General features: G+C 66.5%; 17 protein-coding genes and 4 pseudogenes. 11 read left to right on the forward strand and 10 right to left on the reverse strand.

Going from position 1 to position 20,576, the window contains the following annotated elements; all coding sequences use genetic code 11:
* A partial coding sequence (locus OR16_RS30095; RefSeq protein ID WP_006162444.1) for a malic enzyme-like NAD(P)-binding protein occupies positions 1-1,109 on the reverse strand: 1,109 nt, incomplete at its 3' end.
* A 161-nt stretch (positions 1,110-1,270) separates the two neighbouring features.
* On the opposite strand from OR16_RS30095, the pseudogene thiL reads away from it, so the two are divergent.
* The 3 genes and pseudogenes from thiL to OR16_RS41995 form a co-directional block, all read left to right on the forward strand.
* Positions 1,271-2,122, forward strand: a pseudogene (gene thiL / locus OR16_RS30100) (thiamine-phosphate kinase); the annotation flags it as partial.
* A gap of 105 nt (positions 2,123-2,227) precedes the next feature.
* Entirely contained in the window at positions 2,228-2,794 is a 567-nt protein-coding gene (locus OR16_RS30105; protein WP_006162446.1) for a phosphatidylglycerophosphatase A family protein, read from the forward strand.
* Positions 2,795-2,832: 38 nt separating this feature from the next.
* The gene (locus OR16_RS41995) at positions 2,833-3,330 is read left to right on the forward strand and encodes a CinA family protein (RefSeq protein ID WP_006162447.1); all 498 of its coding nucleotides are present in this window, start codon (positions 2,833-2,835) and stop codon (positions 3,328-3,330) included.
* Positions 3,331-3,362: 32 nt separating this feature from the next.
* On the opposite strand, the pseudogene pyrF reads toward OR16_RS41995, so the two are convergent.
* Positions 3,363-4,169, reverse strand: a pseudogene (gene pyrF / locus OR16_RS30115) (orotidine-5'-phosphate decarboxylase); the annotation flags it as partial.
* A 171-nt stretch (positions 4,170-4,340) separates the two neighbouring features.
* Between pyrF and OR16_RS30120 the strand changes: the two are divergent.
* A complete protein-coding gene (locus OR16_RS30120) occupies positions 4,341-5,243 on the forward strand; it encodes a DMT family transporter (protein WP_006162449.1) in 903 nt (300 codons plus the stop codon).
* Between the two features lie 506 nt (positions 5,244-5,749).
* The gene (corA, locus tag OR16_RS30125) at positions 5,750-6,712 is read left to right on the forward strand and encodes a magnesium/cobalt transporter CorA (RefSeq protein WP_006162450.1); all 963 of its coding nucleotides are present in this window, start codon (positions 5,750-5,752) and stop codon (positions 6,710-6,712) included.
* 28 nt (positions 6,713-6,740) lie between these two features.
* Here corA and mtgA read toward each other — a convergent pair whose 3' ends face one another.
* From mtgA to mpl, 8 genes and pseudogenes are all read right to left on the reverse strand, one after another.
* Positions 6,741-7,442, reverse strand: coding sequence for a monofunctional biosynthetic peptidoglycan transglycosylase (gene mtgA / locus OR16_RS30130; protein WP_043421770.1), 702 nt, complete (start codon positions 7,440-7,442; stop codon positions 6,741-6,743).
* An 86-nt stretch (positions 7,443-7,528) separates the two neighbouring features.
* A complete protein-coding gene (gene aroE, locus OR16_RS30135; RefSeq protein WP_043421750.1) occupies positions 7,529-8,425 on the reverse strand; it encodes a shikimate dehydrogenase in 897 nt (298 codons plus the stop codon).
* Positions 8,422-9,291, reverse strand: a complete 870-nt coding sequence (locus OR16_RS30140) for an energy transducer TonB (protein WP_006162453.1) — start codon at positions 9,289-9,291, stop codon at positions 8,422-8,424. Before OR16_RS30140 ends, aroE begins: the two co-directional genes overlap by 4 nt.
* Positions 9,292-9,452: 161 nt before the next feature.
* Positions 9,453-11,610, reverse strand: a pseudogene (locus tag OR16_RS30145) (ribonuclease catalytic domain-containing protein).
* 183 nt (positions 11,611-11,793) lie between these two features.
* Complete coding sequence (gene fabG / locus OR16_RS30150; protein ID WP_006162455.1) at positions 11,794-12,534, reverse strand: 3-oxoacyl-ACP reductase FabG; 741 nt, start codon at positions 12,532-12,534, stop codon at positions 11,794-11,796.
* A gap of 87 nt (positions 12,535-12,621) precedes the next feature.
* Positions 12,622-13,068, reverse strand: a pseudogene (locus tag OR16_RS30155) (chorismate--pyruvate lyase family protein); the annotation flags it as partial.
* Between the two features lie 7 nt (positions 13,069-13,075).
* A complete protein-coding gene (locus OR16_RS30160) occupies positions 13,076-13,723 on the reverse strand; it encodes a YqiA/YcfP family alpha/beta fold hydrolase (protein ID WP_006162457.1) in 648 nt (215 codons plus the stop codon).
* Positions 13,647-15,137 carry a UDP-N-acetylmuramate:L-alanyl-gamma-D-glutamyl-meso-diaminopimelate ligase gene (mpl, locus tag OR16_RS30165; RefSeq protein WP_006162458.1) on the reverse strand — a complete coding sequence of 497 codons (1,491 nt, stop codon included), beginning with the start codon at positions 15,135-15,137 and terminating at the stop codon, positions 13,647-13,649. The genes OR16_RS30160 and mpl overlap by 77 nt, the downstream gene beginning before the upstream one ends.
* 241 nt (positions 15,138-15,378) lie before the next feature.
* Between mpl and OR16_RS30170 the strand changes: the two genes are divergently transcribed.
* From OR16_RS30170 to prmA, 6 genes are all read left to right on the forward strand, one after another.
* A complete protein-coding gene (locus OR16_RS30170; protein ID WP_006162459.1) occupies positions 15,379-16,092 on the forward strand; it encodes a hypothetical protein in 714 nt (237 codons plus the stop codon).
* 105 nt (positions 16,093-16,197) lie between these two features.
* Positions 16,198-16,746, forward strand: coding sequence for a TlpA family protein disulfide reductase (locus OR16_RS30175; RefSeq protein ID WP_006162460.1), 549 nt, complete (start codon positions 16,198-16,200; stop codon positions 16,744-16,746).
* Between the two features lie 206 nt (positions 16,747-16,952).
* A complete protein-coding gene (aroQ, locus tag OR16_RS30180; RefSeq protein ID WP_006162461.1) occupies positions 16,953-17,447 on the forward strand; it encodes a type II 3-dehydroquinate dehydratase in 495 nt (164 codons plus the stop codon).
* Between the two features lie 159 nt (positions 17,448-17,606).
* Positions 17,607-18,065, forward strand: coding sequence for an acetyl-CoA carboxylase biotin carboxyl carrier protein (gene accB, locus OR16_RS30185; protein ID WP_006162462.1), 459 nt, complete (start codon positions 17,607-17,609; stop codon positions 18,063-18,065).
* Positions 18,066-18,248: 183 nt separating this feature from the next.
* Positions 18,249-19,616 (forward strand): acetyl-CoA carboxylase biotin carboxylase subunit, encoded by a 1,368-nt coding sequence (accC, locus tag OR16_RS30190; RefSeq protein ID WP_006162463.1) that lies wholly within the window; start codon positions 18,249-18,251, stop codon positions 19,614-19,616.
* 43 nt (positions 19,617-19,659) lie between these two features.
* Complete coding sequence (gene prmA / locus OR16_RS30195) at positions 19,660-20,574, forward strand: 50S ribosomal protein L11 methyltransferase (RefSeq protein ID WP_043421755.1); 915 nt, start codon at positions 19,660-19,662, stop codon at positions 20,572-20,574.
* The last annotated feature ends 2 nt before the right edge of the window (positions 20,575-20,576 follow it).

Raw genomic sequence — 20,576 nt, forward strand, 5'->3', positions numbered from 1 at the left:
GGGCCGAACTTCAGTTCCTGGCCACCGTAGGCGGCGGCCACGGCGTCGTTCAGCTCGGCTTCGGCCAGGTCGGCGATGGCCTTGACGCAGGCCAGCTTCATGGCTTCCGTGATCTTGGTGGCGCCGCAATCGAGCGCGCCACGGAAGATGTACGGGAAGCACAGGACGTTGTTGACCTGGTTCGGGTAGTCGGTACGGCCGGTGGCGATGACCGCGTCCGGACGCACTTCCTTGACCAGCTCCGGCAGGATTTGCTTGAGCACGCCAGCGGCGGACAGGCCCAGGAAAATGTCGGCGCCTTCGATCACTTCGGCCAGCTTGCGCTTGTCGGTCTTTTGCGCGAAGCGGGCCTTTTCCGGGTCCATCAGCTCGGTGCGGCCTTCGTAGACCACGCCAGCCAGGTCGGTCACCCAGATGTTCTCTAGCTTCAGGCCCAGGTCCAGCAGCAGGTCCAGGCAGGCGAGCGCCGCGGCGCCCGCGCCGGAGGCCACCAGCTTGACCTTGCCGATATCCTTGCCGACCACGGTCAGGCCGTTGACCACGGCTGCGCCGACCACGATGGCGGTGCCATGCTGGTCATCGTGGAAGACTGGAATCTTCATGCGTTCGCGCAGCTTGCGCTCGACGTAGAAGCACTCCGGTGCCTTGATGTCTTCCAGGTTGATGCCGCCGAAGGTGGGCTCGAGCGCGGCGATGATCTGCACCAGCTTCTCGGGGTCCTTCTCGTCGAGCTCGATATCGAACACATCGATGCCGGCGAACTTCTTGAACAGGCCAGCCTTGCCTTCCATCACCGGCTTGGAAGCCGCCGGGCCGATATCGCCCAGGCCCAGCACGGCGGTGCCGTTGGTGATCACGCCCACCAGGTTGCCGCGGGCGGTGTAGCGGAATGCATTGAGCGGATCGGCGACGATTTCCTCGCACGCGTAGGCAACGCCCGGCGAGTACGCCAGGGCCAGGTCGCGCTGGTTGGACAGCGGCTTGGTCGGCGTGACGGAAATCTTGCCCGGGGTCGGAAACTCGTGATATTCCAGGGCAGCTTTGCGCAGCGCCTCACGCTGCTGCTGCTTCAGGTCGTCTTGGGGCGTGGGCTGCTGGGGACTGGTCATCGGCGCATCTTCCGGTCGGTGGAGCCGTTAATCACGTTGTGGGAAACGAAATGGCGGGTCGGCTCCACGTACCCGCGGTCTCTTCCTTTGGAACCTGACATTTTATATTGTGAAATATTATTTCACAATAAGCGTTTTGCGCGAGGCACCTTTGCGTTTCTCACCTTGCCATCAGCACGGACATGCTGGTCAGCGGGCGGCACTTTTTCCCGGACGTGGCGCCGCGCTCACTTGGCCACAAGGCGCTGGCTGTCAATCTGTCGGACCTGGCGGCCATGGGCGCCGAGCCCCGCGCGTTCACGCTGGCGCTGGCGCTGCCCGATGCGCAAGCCGCGTGGCTGTCCGAACTGGCTGCCGGCATGCTGGAACTGGCCGATGCCCACGGCTGTGAACTGATCGGCGGCGACACCACGCGCGGCCCGCTCACGCTCAGCCTGACGGTGTTCGGCGACGTACCCGTGCACAAGGCGCTGCGACGCGATGCCGCACGCCCCGGCGACGATATCTGGATCTCCGGCACGCTCGGCGACGCCCGCCTGGCGCTGGGCGACTTCCGTGGCGAATGGCTGCTGCCTGAGCCCGACTTCAGCCAGGTGCGCCCGCGCATGGACACGCCGACGCCGCGCATCGCGCTGGGCATGGCCCTTCGCGGCGTGGCGCATGCGGCACTCGATATTTCCGATGGCCTGGTTGGCGATCTGGGCCATATCCTGGAGCGCTCCCAGGTCGGCGCCCTGCTTGACGTCGACGCCCTGCCCCGCTCGACGGTGCTGGCCAGCCAGCCGGAGGCGCGCCAGCTGGAGTGCACGCTGGCCGGCGGCGACGACTACGAACTCTGCTTTACCGCCCCGGTGGGCGAACGCGACCGCATTGCCGCCATCGGCGCGCGGCTCGGACTGGCGGTGACGCGTGTCGGCGCCATCACGCCCGAGGCCGGCCTGCGCCTGGTCGACCGCGAGGGCAACCCGAGCGCTTACCACGGCACCAGCTTCGACCACTTCGCTTCCCCCTGACAAGCTTGCGTGCGCCATGTCATCATGCAGCCATGCGAGGCGCCAGACCTTGCCCGGACACGCTGTCCGGAATCACCCCATCCGAACCAGACGAGCCAACCCCCGATGTCCGCCTACCCGCCCGGGCCTACCGCGCACGATCCCGCCCTGACCCTGGAAGCCGGCCAGGCCGCCAAGGTCACACGCCCCACGGCGCGCTTCATGCTCTCGCACCCTGCTCACCTGATCGCGCTCGGCTTCGGCTCGGGACTATCGCCGGTCGGGCCCGGCACGGTCGGCACGCTGTACGCGTGGCTGTCCTACCTGGTGATCTCGATGTGGGTACGGCCGGAAACCTGGCTGTGGCTGATCGTCGGCAGCTTCATGCTGGGGCTCTGGGCCTGCGCGCGCACCGCGCGCGACATGGGCGTGCATGACCACGGCAGCATGGTCTGGGACGAGATCGTGGCGTTCTGGCTGGTCATGGCCTTTGTCATGCCGACCGGATTCTGGGGCCAGCTTGCGGCGTTCCTGTGGTTCCGCCTGTTCGATATCGTCAAGCCCGCGCCTATCGGGCATCTCGACCGCACGCTCAAGGGGCCCGGCCTGCGCGGTGGCTTCGGCGTGATGTTCGACGACATCATGGCTGCCTTCTACACGCTGCTGGTGTTCGCCCTGTGGCGTTCGCTGTAATCCGCCGTTCCCCCAACCCCATCTACTGAACCGCCATCATGCCCGTCAGCCGCTTGCTCGACCAACTCGCCGTCCAGGTAGGAATCTCGCTGAACGAGAAGTCGCTGTTGCTCGCCACGGCGGAATCCTGCACCGGCGGCCTGGTGGCCGCTGCCATTACGGATGTATCGGGTTCGTCAGGGTGGTTCGAGCGAGGCTTCGTCACGTACTCGAACGAGGCCAAGTCGACCATGCTGGGTGTGCCGGCCAAGCTGATCCGCGATCATGGCGCGGTCAGCGAGGAAGTGGCGCGTGCCATGGCCGAAGGCGCCCTGCTCAACAGCCGTGCCCAGGTGGCGCTGTCGATCACCGGCGTGGCCGGCCCGACCGGCGGCACGCCGGAAAAGCCGGTAGGCATGGTGTGCTTCGGCTGGAGCAACCGCATCACCACCAAGATGGAAACGCAGCGCTTTCGCGGCGACCGGCAGCAGATCCGCCGCCAGGCCGCGGAATACGCGATCCGCGGCCTGCTCGAACTGGTCCGCAACGAGGCCTGAGGCCAGGCATGCGGCGGCCGGATGGCCGCCGGAAAGCGATTGATGATTTCGCGCGTCTGCAACGCGACGTTGCGCGCCGCAGCCGCGAAATCCTTCTCGCGGCTGGCATAGAGGATGGCGCGCGACGAATTGATCATCATGCCGGCGCCAGCGCCGGTGCGCCCCGCGCGCACGGTGGCCTCGATATCGCCGCCCTGGGCGCCGATGCCGGGGATCAGCAGCGGCATGTCGCCCACGATCTCGCGCACCTTGGCAATCTCCGCGGGGAAGGTCGCCCCCACCACCAACGCCATCTGCCCATTGGTATTCCAGCGCGTGGCGGCTGCCTCCGCCACCACCTGGTACACCGGCTTGCCATCCACCGGCAGGAACTGCACGTCGGAGCCGCCCGGGTTGGAGGTGCGGCACAGCACGATCACGCCGCGATCCGGATAGGCCAGGTACGGCTCCAGCGAATCCAGGCCCATATAGGGATTGACCGTGACTGCGTCCGCCCGGTAACGCTCGAAGGCTTCGATGGCGTACTGCTGCGCGGTCGAGCCGATGTCGCCGCGCTTGGCGTCCAGGATCACGGGAATCCCGGGGTGGGCGTCATGGATATAAGCGATCAGCTGCTCGAGCTGGTCCTCGGCGCGCTGCGCCGCGAAATAGGCGATCTGCGGCTTGAAAGCGCAGACCAGGTCGGCGGTGGCGTCGACGATCTCGCGGCAAAAGGAGAAGATCGCGCCGCCCGTGCCCGTCATGGACAGGGGCAGCTTGCCCGGGTCGGGATCTAGCCCGACGCAGAGGAGGGAATCGTTGCGCTGCCAGGCTGCAGCAAGCTGCTCGGTGAAGGTCATGGGGTGCTCGCTAATCTGGGTCGGCCGCATCGGCTGCGCGCCGGGCTTGTCAAGCCGGGTCGGCGCTCCCCCGCGGCAACTGTCGTGCCTGCGATTTTACCCGCTGCGTGCTATCTTCTGCCGTTCTTCCTCGATACAAAGAGCGGCGTCGCACACAGCCGCCAGTCCGCCATGCATCTCGATCGCCGCAGCCTGGTGCTGCTCGTCATCCTCACGCTTGCCTGGGGCATCAACTGGCCCATCATGAAACTCGGCGTGGCGCACTTCCCGGCCATGGGATTTCGCCTGCTCTGCATGGCCGGCGGCGTGCTGGCGCTGGGGCTGGCCTTGCGCCTGCGCGGCGAATCGCTGCGCATGCCGCCCGGGCAGTGGCCGAGCGTGATCAAGCTGGCGATTCCCAATATGGTGATCTGGCACCTGCTGGCCATCTGCGCCGTCAAGATGCTGTCGTCCGGGCGCGCCGCCATCCTCGGGTACACCATGCCGATCTGGGCCGTGGTCTGGGGCCTGGTGCTGTTTCGCGAGCGCATCGGCGCGGCGGCCTGGGCCGGCATTGCCTGCGCGCTGGCCGGCACCGTCCTGCTGCTGTCCGGCGAGATCGCGGCGCTGGCCGGCAGCCCCGGCGGCACCCTGCTGATGCTGGGCGCGGCGGCCGGCTGGGGCTACGGCACGCAGATGATGAAGCGCAGCAAGACCGAGCTGCCGGTCGGCGTGCTGACGTTCTGGATGCTGGTGGTCACCCTGCCCTTCCTGCTGCTCGGCACGCTGCTGTTCGAGCGAGGCTGGCGCCTGCCGAACGCTGTGGAATGGAGCGCGATCGCCTATAACGCGGTGGTGGTGTTCGCGTTCTGCCACCTGGTGTGGTTCATGCTGGCGCGCCGCCTGCCGCCGGTGGTGTCGGGGCTATCGATGATGTTCATCCCGGTGGTCGGGGTGTTTTCCGGCATGTGGATGCTGGGGGAGCAGCCGCATTGGCAGGACTACACCGCCATTGTGCTGATGTTTGCCGCGCTGGCCTCGGTGCTGCTCGCGCCGCTGCTTCGGCGCTGGCGCGACGGGCCGCGCGCGGCATGACGGGCGCCCCGCGCACCGGCGCCCGCCCTCGCCCGCGTTCACCCAGATTTCACTTAACAAGCCCCCCTCGTTGGGCTACACTCGCGGCCATCATAATCCCGGAGAAACTACGTGGGCAGTAGCATCGGGTGTTCGAGTTGCCGCAGCCAGATTGCGATCGCACCGAATGCCATGTCACTGCGGGCTGCGTAACGACGACCGCCGGAGCCGGACTATCCCGCTCCACCGCCTCGTCGGACTCGCCCGCAGCACATACTGCGGGTGAGTGTTCTTCCGTGCTCCTGACGGCCGCCGCTGCGCGCCGCTTCGTCCCGGACTAATCCCTCCCCCGGCTTGCCAGCCATGAACGGCAAACGCCATCGCCTTGCGCGCCCCAAGCGCACAGCGCGATCACGCTTGCCAGCGGCCCTACGCTTCGCCGTTTTCGCGCGAAGCATGGGCTCGCCCCATGGCCGGCCAGCCAAGCCTGCGCGTTTCTTCACCAAACGCAACAAGGAAGCCCTGGGATGATCAACCTGTTCGTCCTGCAGAAAGGCCGGCTCGCACAGGAGCAGGTCGACGATCGCAATGAACTTCTGCAGCACAAGCCGATCTGGATCGATGTCATCAGCCCCGATGACGAGGAACTCGCCTGGATCAAGGAAGCCTACGGCGTAGCCCTGCCGGAGCTGGAGGACCTCGGCGACCTGGAAGCCTCGGCCCGCTATTTCGAAGGCGAGGACGAGAACATCCACATCCGCACCGACTTCCTGCTCGACGAGGAAGACATCTCGCGCAACGTGCGCGTGGCGTTCGTGCTGACCCGCGACGTGCTGTTCTCCATCCACGACGAAGACCTGCCGGTGTTCCGGCTGGTGCGCCTGCGCGCGCGCATGCGCCCGGGCTCGGTGCGCAACGCCAAGGACGTGCTGATGGACCTGTACGCCACCGATGCCGAATACTCGGCGGACTCCATCGAGGAAGTCTACGAGCGGCTGGAAGAGGCCAGCAAGCGCGTGCTGGCGGAGAACGTGACCGATGCCGCCGCGGCCGACGTGCTGGAAACCATCGCCCGCGAAGAAGACTTGAACGGCCGCATCCGCCGCAACGTGATGGACACGCGCCGCGCCGTGTCCTTCCTGATGCGCAGCCAGTTGCTGTCGGCCGAGCAGCAGGACGAGGCCCGCCAGATCCTGCGCGATATCGACTCCATCGAGAACCACACCGCGTTCCTGTTCGACAAGATCAACTTCCTGATGGACGCCACGGTCGGTTTCATCAACATCAACCAGAACAAGATCATCAAGCTGTTCTCGGTGGTGTCGGTGGCGCTGATGCCGCCCACGCTGATCGCCAGCATCTACGGCATGAACTTCAAGTTCATGCCGGAGCTGGACTGGGCCGCGGGTTATCCTTGGGCCATCGCCCTGATGGCGGTGTCGGCGGCGATCCCGCTGGTGTATTTCAAGCGCAAGGGCTGGCTCAGCTGAACGGCGCCTGAACCGCGCTGCCCCGGACTCAGTCGGGCAGCGTGGCCGCGCCCATGCGGCGCGCGATGATGCTGGCCTTGACCTTGAAGTTCACTCGCACATTGGCGCAGTACTCCTTCTTGTCAAAGCACTTCGGCGCGGGCAGCGCGGCGGCCAGGCGCGCTGCCTGGCCCACGCTCAGCTTGGCGGCGCTGGTCTTGAAGTAATGCTGGGCGGCGGCCTCAACGCCGAACACGCCCTCGCCCCACTCCACCGAATTCAGATAGATCTCGTAGATACGCTGCTTGTCGAGCCAGAACTCGAGCATCCAGGTAACGGCCAGTTCCTGGCCTTTGCGCAGGTAGTGCTGCTCGGACGAGAGGAAGAGGTTCTTGGCCAGTTGCTGCGTGATGGTGGAACCGCCACGCACGATATGCCCGCGCTTCTTGTTGCGCTCCCAGGCGTCGAGCATGGCGTCGAGTTCATAGCCGGGATGGTTGACGAAGTCGGCGTCCTCGCTGGCGATCACCGCGCGCTTGAGGTTGCGGGAGATATCGTCATAGCCGACCCAGCGGCGATCCACCTGGCAACTCCAGAAGCGAAAACCGCACAGGCGCCACTGCTCGGCCCGCAGGAACGCCGTCGACGACGGGTTCACGGTTTGCCAGGCAGCGATCTGCAGGAAGAAATACACCTGCATCGCCAGCACGCCGGCAATCAGCGTGCCAAGCAGGTAGGCGAGCCAGCGCAGCGGGTCGAGACCACCGCCACTGCGAACGGGCCCGGGACGGGTGGTGCGCTTGCGCTCAACCATGTTCGAGCCTGCCGGTCACCGCTTTAGCGCGCGGCTTCGGCCTGCAGCGCCGCGCGCAGCGAGGCCAGCACGGGCGCGGTGGCGGGCCGCACGCCTCGCCAGTTGTAGAAGGCTTCGGCGGCTTGCTCGACCAGCATGCCCAGGCCGTCGCTGGTGCGCGCGCCGCATTGGGCAGCGAACTTCAGGAACACGGTGGGCTCGGCGCCGTACATCATGTCGTAGGCCAGCACGTCCTTGCCCAGCAGCTCCGCCGGCACCGGTGGCAACTCGCCCTGCAGGCTGCTGCTGGTGGCATTGATGACCACGTCGCAGGCATCTTCATCGGTCAAACCCGCCAGCGCGTCGAAACCACCGCCCCACAGCTCCACGCCGTACTCGTCGGCTTGCTGGGCCACGTTTTCCAGGATGTCGCTGGCGCGCTGGGGCGTGCGGTTGGCCACCACGATGCGATCCGGCCGGCAGGCAATCAGCGGCAGCATGGCACCCATGGCAGCACCGCCCGCGCCCAGCAGCAGGATGCGCTTGCCTTCGAGCAAGGTATCGAGGTTGACCTCGATGTCGCGCGTGAGTCCGACACCGTCGGTGTTGTCGCCATGGATCACGCCATCCTCGATCCACATGGTGTTGACCGCGCCCGCGCTCTCGGCGCGCGGCGTCAGGCGCTCGGCCAAGTCATAGGCTTCGAGCTTGAACGGCACGGTCACGTTCAGGCCGTGGCCACCGCCGTCGAAGAACGCGCGCACGGTGGCAACGAATCCGTCGAGCGGCGCCAGCAAGCGCTCATACTCGACAGCCTCACCGGTCTGCTGCGCGAACGCGGCGTGGATGGCGGGCGAGCGGCTGTGCGCGACGGGGTTTCCGATCACGACGTAACGGTCGGCGGGAGTCTGGGATTGCATAGCGGTAGGGGATGACGTCATCGGGCCTGCAGGCGAGTTTCCAGCCCACTGCGCGAAAACTTGAATGTGGAAATGACTTCGAGAATATCCTGGCGCGTCTGCATCTGCGCCGTGAACCCGCCGAAGGGCGCCGCCGCGCGCACGATGGCAACCGCCTGGCGGTCCAGCGCGGGATCGCCCGAGCTCTTGACCACGTCGATGGCGTCGATGTTGTAGCCATCGCGGTTATAGCCAAGCCGGCCCTGCCGGTTGACATTGATCACCAGGATCAGTTGCCCGTAGATCGGCTTGCCATTGCGCTGGGGGAAATCGGTGGTGCCGCGCGCTTCAATCTTCTGGCGCAGGCGGTCGTAGTACTGCGCGTATTCCACCTCCTGCGCGCTGGTGGCGGTGAGCTGGTAGCGCTTGGGCCGCTTGGCGTATTGCTCGAGGTTGCGGCCAATCTCCGCTTCGAGCTTGGCCATCTCGTCGAGGGAGGTGCGTTCGTCCTGGCCGCGCAGCGGGTTTTCCACGCGCTGCTGGCCGGGCTTGAGCGGCTGGCTGCGCACCGACGGCGCGGCTTCGCGCGACTGCGTCATCAGGCGCTGCTGCTCCTGCTCCATCTGCTCCACGCGGCGCTGCATCTGGCGCACCAAGTCGCCGTCCTTGGTGACGGTCTGGGCCGGGAGCGGCGTGGTGGCGCGCTGCTGGTCATGCTCGCCGCCGCCGTCCAGGTTGGCCTGGGCCAGCACGGTGGGCTTCTGCGGGCGCTGCGCCGATTTGGAGTTGACCAGCACCACATCGAGCGCGGCATCGGTGCGCTTGATCTCGAACGCCTCCGGCGCCACCACGCGCACGGTCAGCAGCAAAGCGTGGGCCAGCAACGAGACGACCAGCGCCTTGGCCATCGTGCTGCTGGCGTTCCACCACTGGCGGGGAGAAAAAGCGGCTTTCACGATGGGCGGGACGTTGGCTGGGAAGCGTCGATCGGGCGAAACTGGGGCCGGGGTCGGTCGGACCCCGGTTCAGACTGCGATTGTAAGGGAGCGCCTCGTTTTTTCCGAGGAACTCAGCCCGCGCCGCCGGCGCCGGTGTCGCTTGGGTCCGACGCCGCGCCTTCGCTTGTGGCATCCGCCGCACTCGCGGCTTCGCCGTCGCCGGTTTCCCCAGCCGCCGCGTCGACCTCACCTTCGGCTGCCTCCTCGACCGCGCCCTCGGCAGCGGCTTCGGCGGCCTCCTCGGCCGCGGCTTCAGCGGCGGCTTGGTGCCGACACCTCGCCGGCTTCGTCGTCCCGTTCCATCTCTTCCTGCGGCAACTCGCCTTCGCCTGCGAAGACTTCCAGGACCCGGCACGACACTTCCAGCGAGATCTCGTCGATGGCGCCGATCTCCAGCAGCACCTGGGTACCGCGCGAAGCCTGCATCAACTCCGGCACGCGCGTGACCAGCGGGATCTCGGCAAAGCGCACCGCGCCTTCCTTGAGCACCGAGCCCATCAGGCGCTCGCGCTTTTCCTGCTGCAGCCAGCGCAGGCACCAGTAGCGCTCCATGGTCGACTGGTGGTCGGCATAGGCGGCGTAGGTGCCTTCGAAATCCGCCACCGCGGCCAGCAGGTCCGAATCCTTGGGCTTGAACGGCGCCACCAGCTTGGCCGTGATGCCGTGCTGGGCGACGGCCAGGATCTGCCATTGGTTGACCAGGTCGACGTAGCGGCGCAGCGGCGAGGTGCTCCACGCATATTGCGCCACGCCCAGCCCCTCGTGGGGCGCCGGGTAGGTCTGCATGCGGGTGCGGTTCATGCCCCAGGCCTTCTGCGTGCGGTAGATGCCCGGCACACCGTTGTCGGCAAGCAGCTTGCCCCAGGTGCTGTTGGCCAGGATCATCAGTTCGGCGACGATCTTGTCGAGCGGCGAGCCGCGGCGGCGCTGCTCGATGCGCACGCGTTCGCCGCCGTCTTCCAGCAAGTCGATGTAGAAGCTGTAGTCGGCGCGGTTGTGCGACTCGGGACGCAGCCCGCTGGCAAGACGCGCCTTCTGACGCTCGTCGTGCAGCCAGCCGGAGAAATGGAACAGCTGGGTCAGCGCGTCGCGGAACGGGTAGTCGCCGGTGCCGGCAGCCAGCGCGGCCTCGGTCACCACATCCTCAAGCAGGTTGTGGCGCAGGTTAGCCGCGATCTTGACCAGCTCGGCTCGGGTCTCGCTGCTGACGATCATCTGCAGGGCCGGGTCGTAGACCACGTACAGCGACAGGGCCGGGCACTCGCGTCCTTCCTGCAGCGTGTAGCGCTCCACCACCGAATCCGGCAGCATGGTGATCTTGTCGCCGGGGAAATAGACCGTCGACAGGCGATGGCGCGCGACCGCGTCGAGCGGCTCGCCACGGCGGATGCCCAGGCCGGGCGCCGCGATATGGATACCCACGCGGATCTTGCCGCCGTCCAGCGGCGTGACCGACAGGGCATCGTCGATCTCGGTGGTGGTGACGTCATCGATCGAGAACGCCTCCACGTCCGCGCGCGGCAGGTCAACGACGGGTTCCGGCACGGCCACGTCGGGAAAGCCGGTGCCCTTGGGGAAGCATTCGGAGAGGAACTTGGCCTCATGCAGCGCGCGCGGGCTGGCAATGCCACCCACCGCCACCATCAGCCGCATCGGCGACATGCCAAGCGCGGTGCAGGCGGCGTCCATCGCCTTGTATTCGAGGCTGTTCTTGTCAGGCTTGAACAGCAGTTGCAGTGCCTTGCCGCGGTACGCGTCTGGCAGGGTCAGGGCCTTGAGCTGGTTTTCGTACTCGGCCTGCACCAGGGCTTGCTGCTTCTTGCGCTCGAGCGCGGCGAGCGCAGCCTTCAGCTGGTCTTCCGGCGCGCGCTGGTAGCGCCCGCGGCCCTTGCGGCGGAAATAGACCGGATTGCCGTGCAGCGTCTGCGCCAGCGCGGCTTGCTGCACCACGCTCGCACCCGCGCCGTAGTACTCGGCCGCGAGGTCGACAAAGCCGAACTCTTCCTCCGACGCGCATTCCCACAGGAATTCCAGGTCGACCTCGCCGACCAGGTCGGCAGTCTGGCGCAACAGCTCGATCGCCGACGGCTGCGCGAACTGCAGCAGTACGTCGCGCGACTTGACCTTGGTGCGCTTGCCCGCGGGCAACTCCACCTGGTACGACTCGCCCTGCTGGGTCAGCACGGTGCCGGCGCGAATCTCGCCGCCTTCTTCGAACAGCAACTGCATGGATCGGTACTTTCAGAAATGCCGGGAACCGCACTTGGTAAACCAAGCACCCTGGCGCTTTGTGACGCCTGCGGGAACGGCCCGGTGAGAGAAATGGTGCAAGGCCGCCTTCAGGCGAGACGGCAACCGGACCTGAGATGATACCGCACCGCGCCGGCCGCGAGACCGGCGCGGGCCGGGCTGTTACAGCGACATGCCGCCGCTGGCCTCGATCGCCACGCCATTGACGTAGCTGGCATCGTCGCTGGCGAGGAAGGTGTAGATGCTGGCGATTTCGGCCGGTTCGGCCAGCCGGCGCAGCCAGCAAGACGATTTCATGCCATCCAGCACCTTCTCCGGCACGGTCTGCAGGATCTCGGTGGCGACGAAACCCGGGCACACCGCGTTGACGCGCACACCCTTGGGGCCAAGCTCGCGCGCCCACGTCTTGGTGAAGCCGATCACGCCGAACTTGCTCGCCGCGTAGTTGGTCTGGCCGAAGTTGCCATACAGGCCAACCACGCTGGAGGCATTCAGGATCACACCCTTGCCCTGCTCGGACATGATGCCGGCCACGGCCTGCGCGCAGTTGAAGACACCCTTGAGATTGACGTCGATCACCGCGTCGAACTGGACTTCGGTCATCTTGGTCAAGCGCGCATCCTTGGTGATGCCGGCGTTATTGACGAGGATATCGATGCGGCCGTGCTTGGCCAGCGTAGCCGCCACCATGGCGTCGACCTCGTCGCGGCGCGTCACGTCGACCTTGTGGGCGCTCACAGTAGCGCCAGAAGCGGCGAGCGTCTCGGCGGCCGCGCGCACGCGCTCCTCCTGCACATCGCAAAGCACCACCAGCGCCCCCTCCGCGGCGAAGCGCTGCGCGGTGGCAAAACCGATCCCGGCGGCAGCGCCGGTGATGATGGCAACACGTCCCTGCAATTTCATGATGGTCGTCTCTTCTTCTTGTCAGCGATTATCGATGTGGGGAAAAATCTGGCTTTGGCTGCCTACCTGGCGGCTTCTCGCAGGAGCCGCCGGGAGTTCGAGCCGACGCCGCAGCGGGTGGTGCGGCAGCAAGCGCGCAAAGGCAAACGGCTCGCGCCGCACGCGGGGATCGACGAACAGCGCGCCGCCAAGCGGGCGTTCGCCCAGGCCGCGCAGGAAGGGCCAGTCACGCCGGGCATGGTCGGGCTTCACCACGGTATGGGCGAAGATGGCAGGTGCCCCGTCACAGATCAGCAGCACCTCGCGAGCCAGCGCACGACGACGGGCAGGCAGGCCCAGTGCCTGCCATTCATCGGCAAGCGCGAGTTCCATGCGCTGCGCCAGGCGGCGCACCCGGAAGTGGCCTGACGCCGCCACCAGCCGCGCGGTGAGCGAGCCGTCACCGATGACCCAGCGGCGCAGGTTGGCGCTGATAGCGGGACCTTCGGGCAAATGAGCGTGCCAACCGCTGCGGCGCAATTGCGCCCCGTTCATGCCGCGCTCATGCCAGCGGCTCCGGGGCGATGGGATCGACGGGATCGACGGGATCGAACTGGCTGATCAGGCCGGCGGGACCATAACCGCAGAAAGCGAGGACTTCGTCGACGTAGTCGGCGAATTCGCTGATGCCATGGTCGCTGCCCTCGATGACGCGCGTGCGCGCGCCGGGGAAGGCCGCCAGCATCTCGCGGTAGTCCAGCACCTCGTCGCCAGTCGCGGCCACCAGGAAATAGCGCTCGGGCCGGGTGATGGGCTTGACCCGCAGCGCCAGCAGCTCATCCAGGTGATGCCGCTCCACCCGCACCGAGCCGCCTCCGTGCCAGAGCGGCTGGTCGCCAAGGTGGCGCTCCAGGTCGGTCCAGGGATGCACCGCCGGGTTGAGCAACACCGCGCGGCAGCCGTGGCGCTCGGCCAGCCAGCGCGCATAAAAGCCGCCCAGCGAGGACCCGATGATGGTGAGTGGCTGCGCGCCACCGGCCTGCGAGGCCGCGATGGCCGCTTCGGCCTGGGCGATGGCCTGGGCCGGCGACACATTCAGCACCGGGCAGGCGTAATAGCGTCCCACGCCCCATTCACGCATGCGCTCCTGGACCAGGCGCGCCTTGAAGGACTGCGGCGACGAGCGGAAACCGTGCAGGTATAGCAGCATGGCAGGCCCCGTTCAGGCGGAAGCACCTGCGGCAAAGGCGTCCAGCAGCTTGGTGGACGCCGCCGAAGCCGCCATTACTCATGACCAGGACGTGATCCCCCGGGCGCGCGGCTGCGCGCACCGCGCGGACCAGTTCGGGAAGATTGCTGAAGGCGGCAGCGCGCGCGCCCAGCGGCGCCAGCGATTCGGCCAGGTCCCAGCCCAGGGCATCCTTGCCGCTGGCCGCGCCGTAGCCGAACACCAGGTCGGCCGTCTCAAGGCTCGCGGGCAGTTGCGCCTTCATCACGCCCAGCTTCATGGTGTTGGAGCGCGGCTCCAGGACCGCCAGGATACGCGCCGCGCCGACCCGCTTGCGCAGGCCGTCGAGCGTGGTCTGGATCGCCGTGGGATGGTGGGCAAAGTCGTCATAGACCGTGATGCCGTCAACCACGCCGCGTACTTCCATGCGGCGCTTCACATTGGCGAAACGCGACAAGGAATCGATCGCCTGCGGCGCTGGCACGCCGACATGGCGGGCGGCCGCGATCGCAGCCAGCGCGTTCATGCGATTGTGCGTGCCTTGCAAGGCCCAGCTGAGCCGGCCTTGCCGCTCGCCGCCGAACCAGACATCGAAACTGTCCTGGGTCACGCTGTCGCGAGCCCCGGCGCCAGCCTCTCCGGCAGGCTCGGCGGCACGCCAGTCGCCCAGGCCGAACTGCTCGGTCTCGCTCCAGCAGCCCCGCTCCAGCACGCGCGCCAGGCTGTCTTCAAAGCCGTTGACGATCAGCCGGCCTTGCTCGGGCACGGTGCGCACCAGATGGTGGAACTGGGTCTCGATGGCGGCAAGATCCGGGAAGATGTCGGCGTGATCGTATTCCAGGTTGTTCAGGATGGCGGTGCGCGGACGGTAGTGGACAAACTTGCTGCGCTTGTCGAAGAACGCCGTGTCGTACTCATCGGCCTCGATCACGAAGAAGTCGGACTCGGTCACCCGGGCCGACACGCCGAAGTTCTGGGGCACGCCGCCCACCAGGAAACCCGGCTGGTAGCCGGCATCTTCCAGGATCCAGGCCAGCATGGAGGTGGTGGTGGTCTTGCCGTGCGTGCCCGCCACCGCCAGCGTCCATTTGCCGCGCAGCACATGCTCGCCGAGCCACTGCGGGCCGGAGACATAAGGCAGGTTGCGGTTGAGGATGGCCTCCATCAGCGGATTGCCGCGCGAGACCACATTACCGATGACGAACAGATCCGGCTCCAGCGCCAGCTGGGCGGGATCGAAGCCCTCGATCAGTTCAATGCCCTGCGCCTCGAGCTGCGTGCTCATCGGCGGGTAGACATTGGCGTCGCATCCGGTGACACGGTGGCCAGCCTGCTTGGCAAGCACGGCAAGGCCGCCCATGAATGTGCCGCAGATACCGAGGATGTGAATATGCATGGGATTTAGGATTGGGCGGGCCAGGGCGGCCGGGCCGGGTTGCTTCTGGATGGAAAGAATTGTACCTGAGGGGGTGACGGCGAAGCCGTGCAGGAAAGGCCCGCTGCCGGGCACGGCAGATTTCCGGGCCGGAGCCTTGGCGCCAAGGAATCTCCTCGTCACCGAGCACTCTAAAGAGCAAATCCAGACCCTATCCAGACCCTAGCGCGAGAGGCCGCGATCCCTCCGGTATCATTCCTCCATGCCCCGCCGCCCCACGCTCGACCCCATCCGCCTGCGCGAGGAAATCGCCCAGGCCGCCGCCCGCATGATCGCGGAGGACGGCACCGACTACGCCACGGCCAAGCGCAAGGCCGCGCGGCAACTGCTGGGCGACGTGCGCGTGGCGGGAGAGTGGCTCCCCGACAATGAGGCCGTTGAGGCGGAGGTCCGTCTTTATCAGGCGCTGTTCCACTCGGAGAGCCAGCCCCGCGTCCTGGCACTGCTGCGCCGGCTCGCCGTGCTTGCCATGCGCGACCTCGCCGCATTCCGCCCGTACCTGGCCGGGGCCGTGCTCAACGGTACCGCCACCGAGCATTCCGACGTCTATCTACAGTGCTTCTGTGATAGCCCCAAGGACCTCACCCTGCACCTGCTCAATGCTGGCGTGGACTTCGACACCAGCGAGACCCGGCACTTTGCCGGCCGCGGCGAGGTCGAGACCCTGAGTTTCCTCTGGAAGGGGCAGTGGCCGGCCCTGCGCGACGCGCGCCTGCTGGCAGGCGAGATCCGTGCGGAACTTGGCCAGCCCGTTGGCATTCATATAGCGCTGTATGATGCCGATGACGAACGCGGCGCAGTCCGGGCCGCAGCCAGCGGCCGGGTGGCCCGTGCCGACGTGGACGCGGTGCTGGCGCTGCTGGCGGCCGCCGAAGCGGCGGCACCCCAGGTGCCCGACGCGCCCGCGGCGGCCTGAGCGCCACCCTTGCCTTGAGCGGGAACGCGGGCGAAGCCAGCCACGTTCCCCACGGAGCCCTCCGGGTCCTTACCCCTTCCATCAGCCGCTATCTTTCTTGCTGCCATGACCTCTTCCACCAGCACTCCCGTCCGCCGCAGCCGCCTCTGGGTCTGGCTTGCCGTAGCCGTCGTCGCCGCCGCCGCGGGCGCTCTGGCCGGGCACTATGTGTTTTCGCCCAAGCCGGCATCCGATGAGGCCGTCGAGACATTCCTGCACACGCAACTGCCGGATCCGGACGGCGCCCAGATCAATTTCGCGCAACTTCGTGGAAAAACAGTGGTTGTGAACTTCTGGGCACCCTGGTGCGGCCCCTGCGTGGAAGAAATGCCCGACCTGACCACCCTGCATAAGGAGTACGCGGGACGGAAAGTGGAATTTGTCGGTATCGGTATCGATTCCGCCAACAACATCCAGCAGTTCATCAAGAAAGTCCCCGTCTCCTACCCGCTTGCCGTAGCTGGTTTTGCCGGCACGGAGCTGTCGCGTAATTTCGGCAACGCGGCCGGCGGCCTGCCCTACACAGTGATCATTGCGCCAGATGGCACGGTCAGTTACCGCAAAATGGGCAGGGTTTCCCCTGACGAGTTGCGTGCGGCACTGCCTCGCAGCTAGGCATAAGATTCTTGATTTTTGGCGATTCCCCCCTAATCTTGTTCGATCGTCACGCAATTTGATCGAAACACGATTTCACCACCCCAAAGTGCGGAACAAGGTCAGGAAACTCGCCTGCTTCGAAGCTGCCTATGTCTACGCTGCTAGACAAATCACTCTAAGCTACGGTAATCTCCGCGCAATTTCGTTGAAATGGTCGAGCCGCCGTGATCGATACACCTCCCGAACGCCGCTCCCCCCGCTACCGCAAGGTGCTGGTCCTGCACGGGCCGAACCTGAATTTGCTGGGCACGCGGGAGCCGGAAACCTATGGGTACACGAAACTAGCCGATATTGACCTGGCCCTCGCGCAGCGAGCCCGCCAGGCCGGCATCGCCCTGGCTACGTTTCAGTCCAACCATGAGGGCGCGCTGGTGGATCGTATCCACGCGGCACGTGAAGAGGGTGTGGATTTCATCGTCATCAACCCGGCCGCCTATACGCATACCAGCGTAGCGCTGCGCGATGCGCTGGCCGGGGTGGCGATTCCGTTTGTGGAAGTCCACTTGTCGAACGTGCATCGACGCGAGAACTTCCGTCATCACTCTTACTTCTCCGATGTGGCGATCGGAGTGATCTGCGGACTTGGCTGGCAGGGGTACCTGCTGGCGCTGGAATATGCCCTCGGGCAGGAGCTGGAGCAGGCACCGCCCAAGGCCTGATCCGCCCATTGATTTCTTAAACCGTTACCGCGCCCCCGGCGCCTGCCCCGCCGCCGTTTTTCGCGGCGGACCAAGGCAGCCCGCCGGAGGCGTCAGTTTTTCCCGGACGCAGCCACCAGAGCGGTGGCCGCCGGACAACCCGATTCAGGAGGATAGAAGATGGACCTGCGCAAGCTGAAGACGCTGATCGACCTGGTGGCCGAGTCCGGCATCTCCGAGCTGGAAGTCACCGAAGGCGAAGGCAAGGTGCGGATCGTCAAGGCGCCGCCGCAGGTCATCGCCGCGCCGATGGCCATGCAGCCGATGCAGGCACTGCCCCCGGCCGCCGCGCCGGCCGCAATGCCCGCCGCCGGTACCGAGCCGGCCGCGCCGCAACTGCCGGTGGGCCATGTCGTGACCTCGCCGATGGTCGGCACCTTCTATCGCGCACCCTCGCCGGGCGCCGCGTCGTTCGTCAATGTGGGCGATACCGTCAAGGAAGGCCAGACGGTCTGCATCATCGAAGCGATGAAGCTGCTTAACGAGATCGAGTCGGACAAGGCTGGCGTGATCAAGGAAATCCTGGTCGAGAATGGCCAGGCGGTGGAATACGGCCAGCCGCTGTTCATCATCGGCTGAAACTGACCGGCATGCCGCGCCGCCCGCAGCCTGCGCCGGAGTTCTCCGGCCAGCCACGGCGGCGGCGGCCACCGGGCGTTCCTCGTCCCGGTGCCAGCACCCCCGCCAGCACTCCGGCTGCCCTCGCCGGGGATGCCACGATCCGCCGCGGTGGGACCGCCTTTCTCCTCGCAGAGAGTGACTATGTTTGAAAAAATTCTGATCGCGAATCGCGGTGAAATCGCCCTTCGCATCCAGCGCGCCTGCCGCGAGCTCGGCATCAAGACTGTGGTGGTGTATTCGGAAGCCGACAAGGAAGCCAAATACGTCAAGCTGGCCGACGAAGCCGTCTGCATCGGCCCGGCACCCTCGCCGCTGTCGTACCTCAACATGCCGGCCATCATCTCGGCCGCCGAGGTGACCGACGCGCAAGCCATCCACCCGGGCTACGGCTTCCTGTCGGAAAACGCCGACTTCGCCGAACGCGTGGAAAAGTCCGGTTTCGTCTTCATCGGCCCGACCTCCGAGAGCATTCGCCTGATGGGCGACAAGGTCTCGGCCAAGCAGGCCATGATCAAGTCCGGCGTGCCGTGCGTGCCGGGCTCCGAGGGCGCCCTGCCCGACGACCCCAAGGAAATCCTGGCCACGGCGCGTGCCGTGGGCTATCCGGTCATCATCAAGGCAGCGGGCGGCGGCGGTGGCCGCGGCATGCGCGTGGTGCACACCGAAGCAGCCCTGGTCAACGCGGTCAACATGACGCGCGAAGAAGCCGGCCGTGCCTTCGGCAATCCGGAGGTCTACATGGAGAAATTCCTGGAGAACCCCCGGCACGTCGAAATCCAGATCCTGGCCGACCAGCATCGCCAGGCGATCTGGCTGGGCGAGCGCGACTGCTCGATGCAGCGCCGCCACCAGAAGGTCATCGAAGAAGCACCCGCGCCGCACATCCCGCGCCGCCTGATCGAGCGCATCGGCGACCGCTGCGCCGAGGCTTGCAAGAAGATCGGCTACCGTGGCGCCGGCACCTTCGAATTCCTGTACGAGAACAACGAGTTCTACTTCATCGAGATGAACACGCGCGTGCAGGTCGAGCACCCGGTCACGGAGATGATCACCGGCATCGACATCGTGCAGGAGCAGATCCGCATCGCCTTTGGCGAGAAGCTGCGCTGGCGCCAGAAGGACGTGCAACTGCGCGGCCACTCGATCGAATGCCGCATCAACGCCGAGGACCCGTTCAAGTTCACGCCATCGCCCGGCCGGATCACCGCGTGGCACATGCCCGGCGGCCCCGGCGTACGGGTCGACTCGCACGCGTATGATGGCTACTTCGTGCCGCCCAACTACGATTCGATGATCGGCAAGATCATCACTTACGGCGCCACCCGCGAGCAGGCCATCGCCCGCATGCGGATCGCGCTGTCGGAAATGGTGGTGGACGGCATCCTGACCAACGTACCGCTGCACCGTGAGCTGATGCTCGATGCCAACTTCGTCGAAGGCGGCACCAGCATTCACTATCTCGAGCACCGCCTGGCCCAGAAGAACGTGGCCAAGGGCGGCAAGATCTGAAGCCCCGGCGCGGCCAGTCATAACGGATCGACAAGGATCGCCTGTGGCATTTCAGGAATGTGTGATCGAAATCGCACAAGACCAGGCCGAAGCCTGGTCTGACGCGCTGTTCGACCTCGGCGCGCTATCGGTCTCGGTGGAAGACGCCGATGCCGATACGCCCGAAGAGCAGCCGCTGTTCGGCGAGCCCGGCATGGAGCCGACCCGCCTGGCATGGAACCGCTCGCGCGTGGTGGCGCTGTTTGACGACAGCGCCGACCCCGTGCTGGTGGTGGCCGCCGCCGCCAATGCACTGGGCATCGACCCGGTGCCGGCGTACCAGTTGCGCCCGGTCGAAGACCAGGACTGGGTGCGCCTGACGCAATCCCAGTTCGCGCCGATCCGCATCGGCGAGCGCATCTGGGTGGTGCCGTCGTGGCACGAGGCGCCGGAACCCGACGCGGTGGTGCTGGAGCTGGACCCGGGCCTCGCATTCGGCACCGGCAGCCATCCCACCACCCGGCTGTGCATGCAGTGGCTGGAACAGAACATCAAGGCCGGCGAAACGGTGCTCGACTACGGCTGTGGCTCGGGCATCCTCGCCATCGTGGCCCGCAAGCTGGGTGCCGGCGACACGCTCGGCATCGATATCGACCCCAACGCGGTGGAAGCTTCGCGCTATAACGCCGAGCGCAATCGCGTGGAGGCCACCTTCGCGCTACCGGAAACCGTCTCCGAGGCCAGCTACGACCTCGTCGTCGCCAATATCCTGTCCAACCCGCTGAAGTTGATGGCGGCCATGCTGAGCGCGCGAGTTCGCCCTGGCGGCCGGCTGGTGCTGTCGGGCGTGCTGGAGCGCCAGGCCGATGAAGTCGCCGCGGCCTACGCGCCCTGGCTGCCCATGTCGGTCTGGCGCAGCGAGGAAGGCTGGGTGTGCCTGCACGGTACCCGCGGTGAAGGCCCCGGCACCCAGAGCTGAGA

The organism is Cupriavidus basilensis OR16, assembly GCF_000243095.1.
In the GTDB taxonomy this organism is placed as follows: Bacteria; Pseudomonadota; Gammaproteobacteria; order Burkholderiales; family Burkholderiaceae; genus Cupriavidus; species Cupriavidus basilensis_D.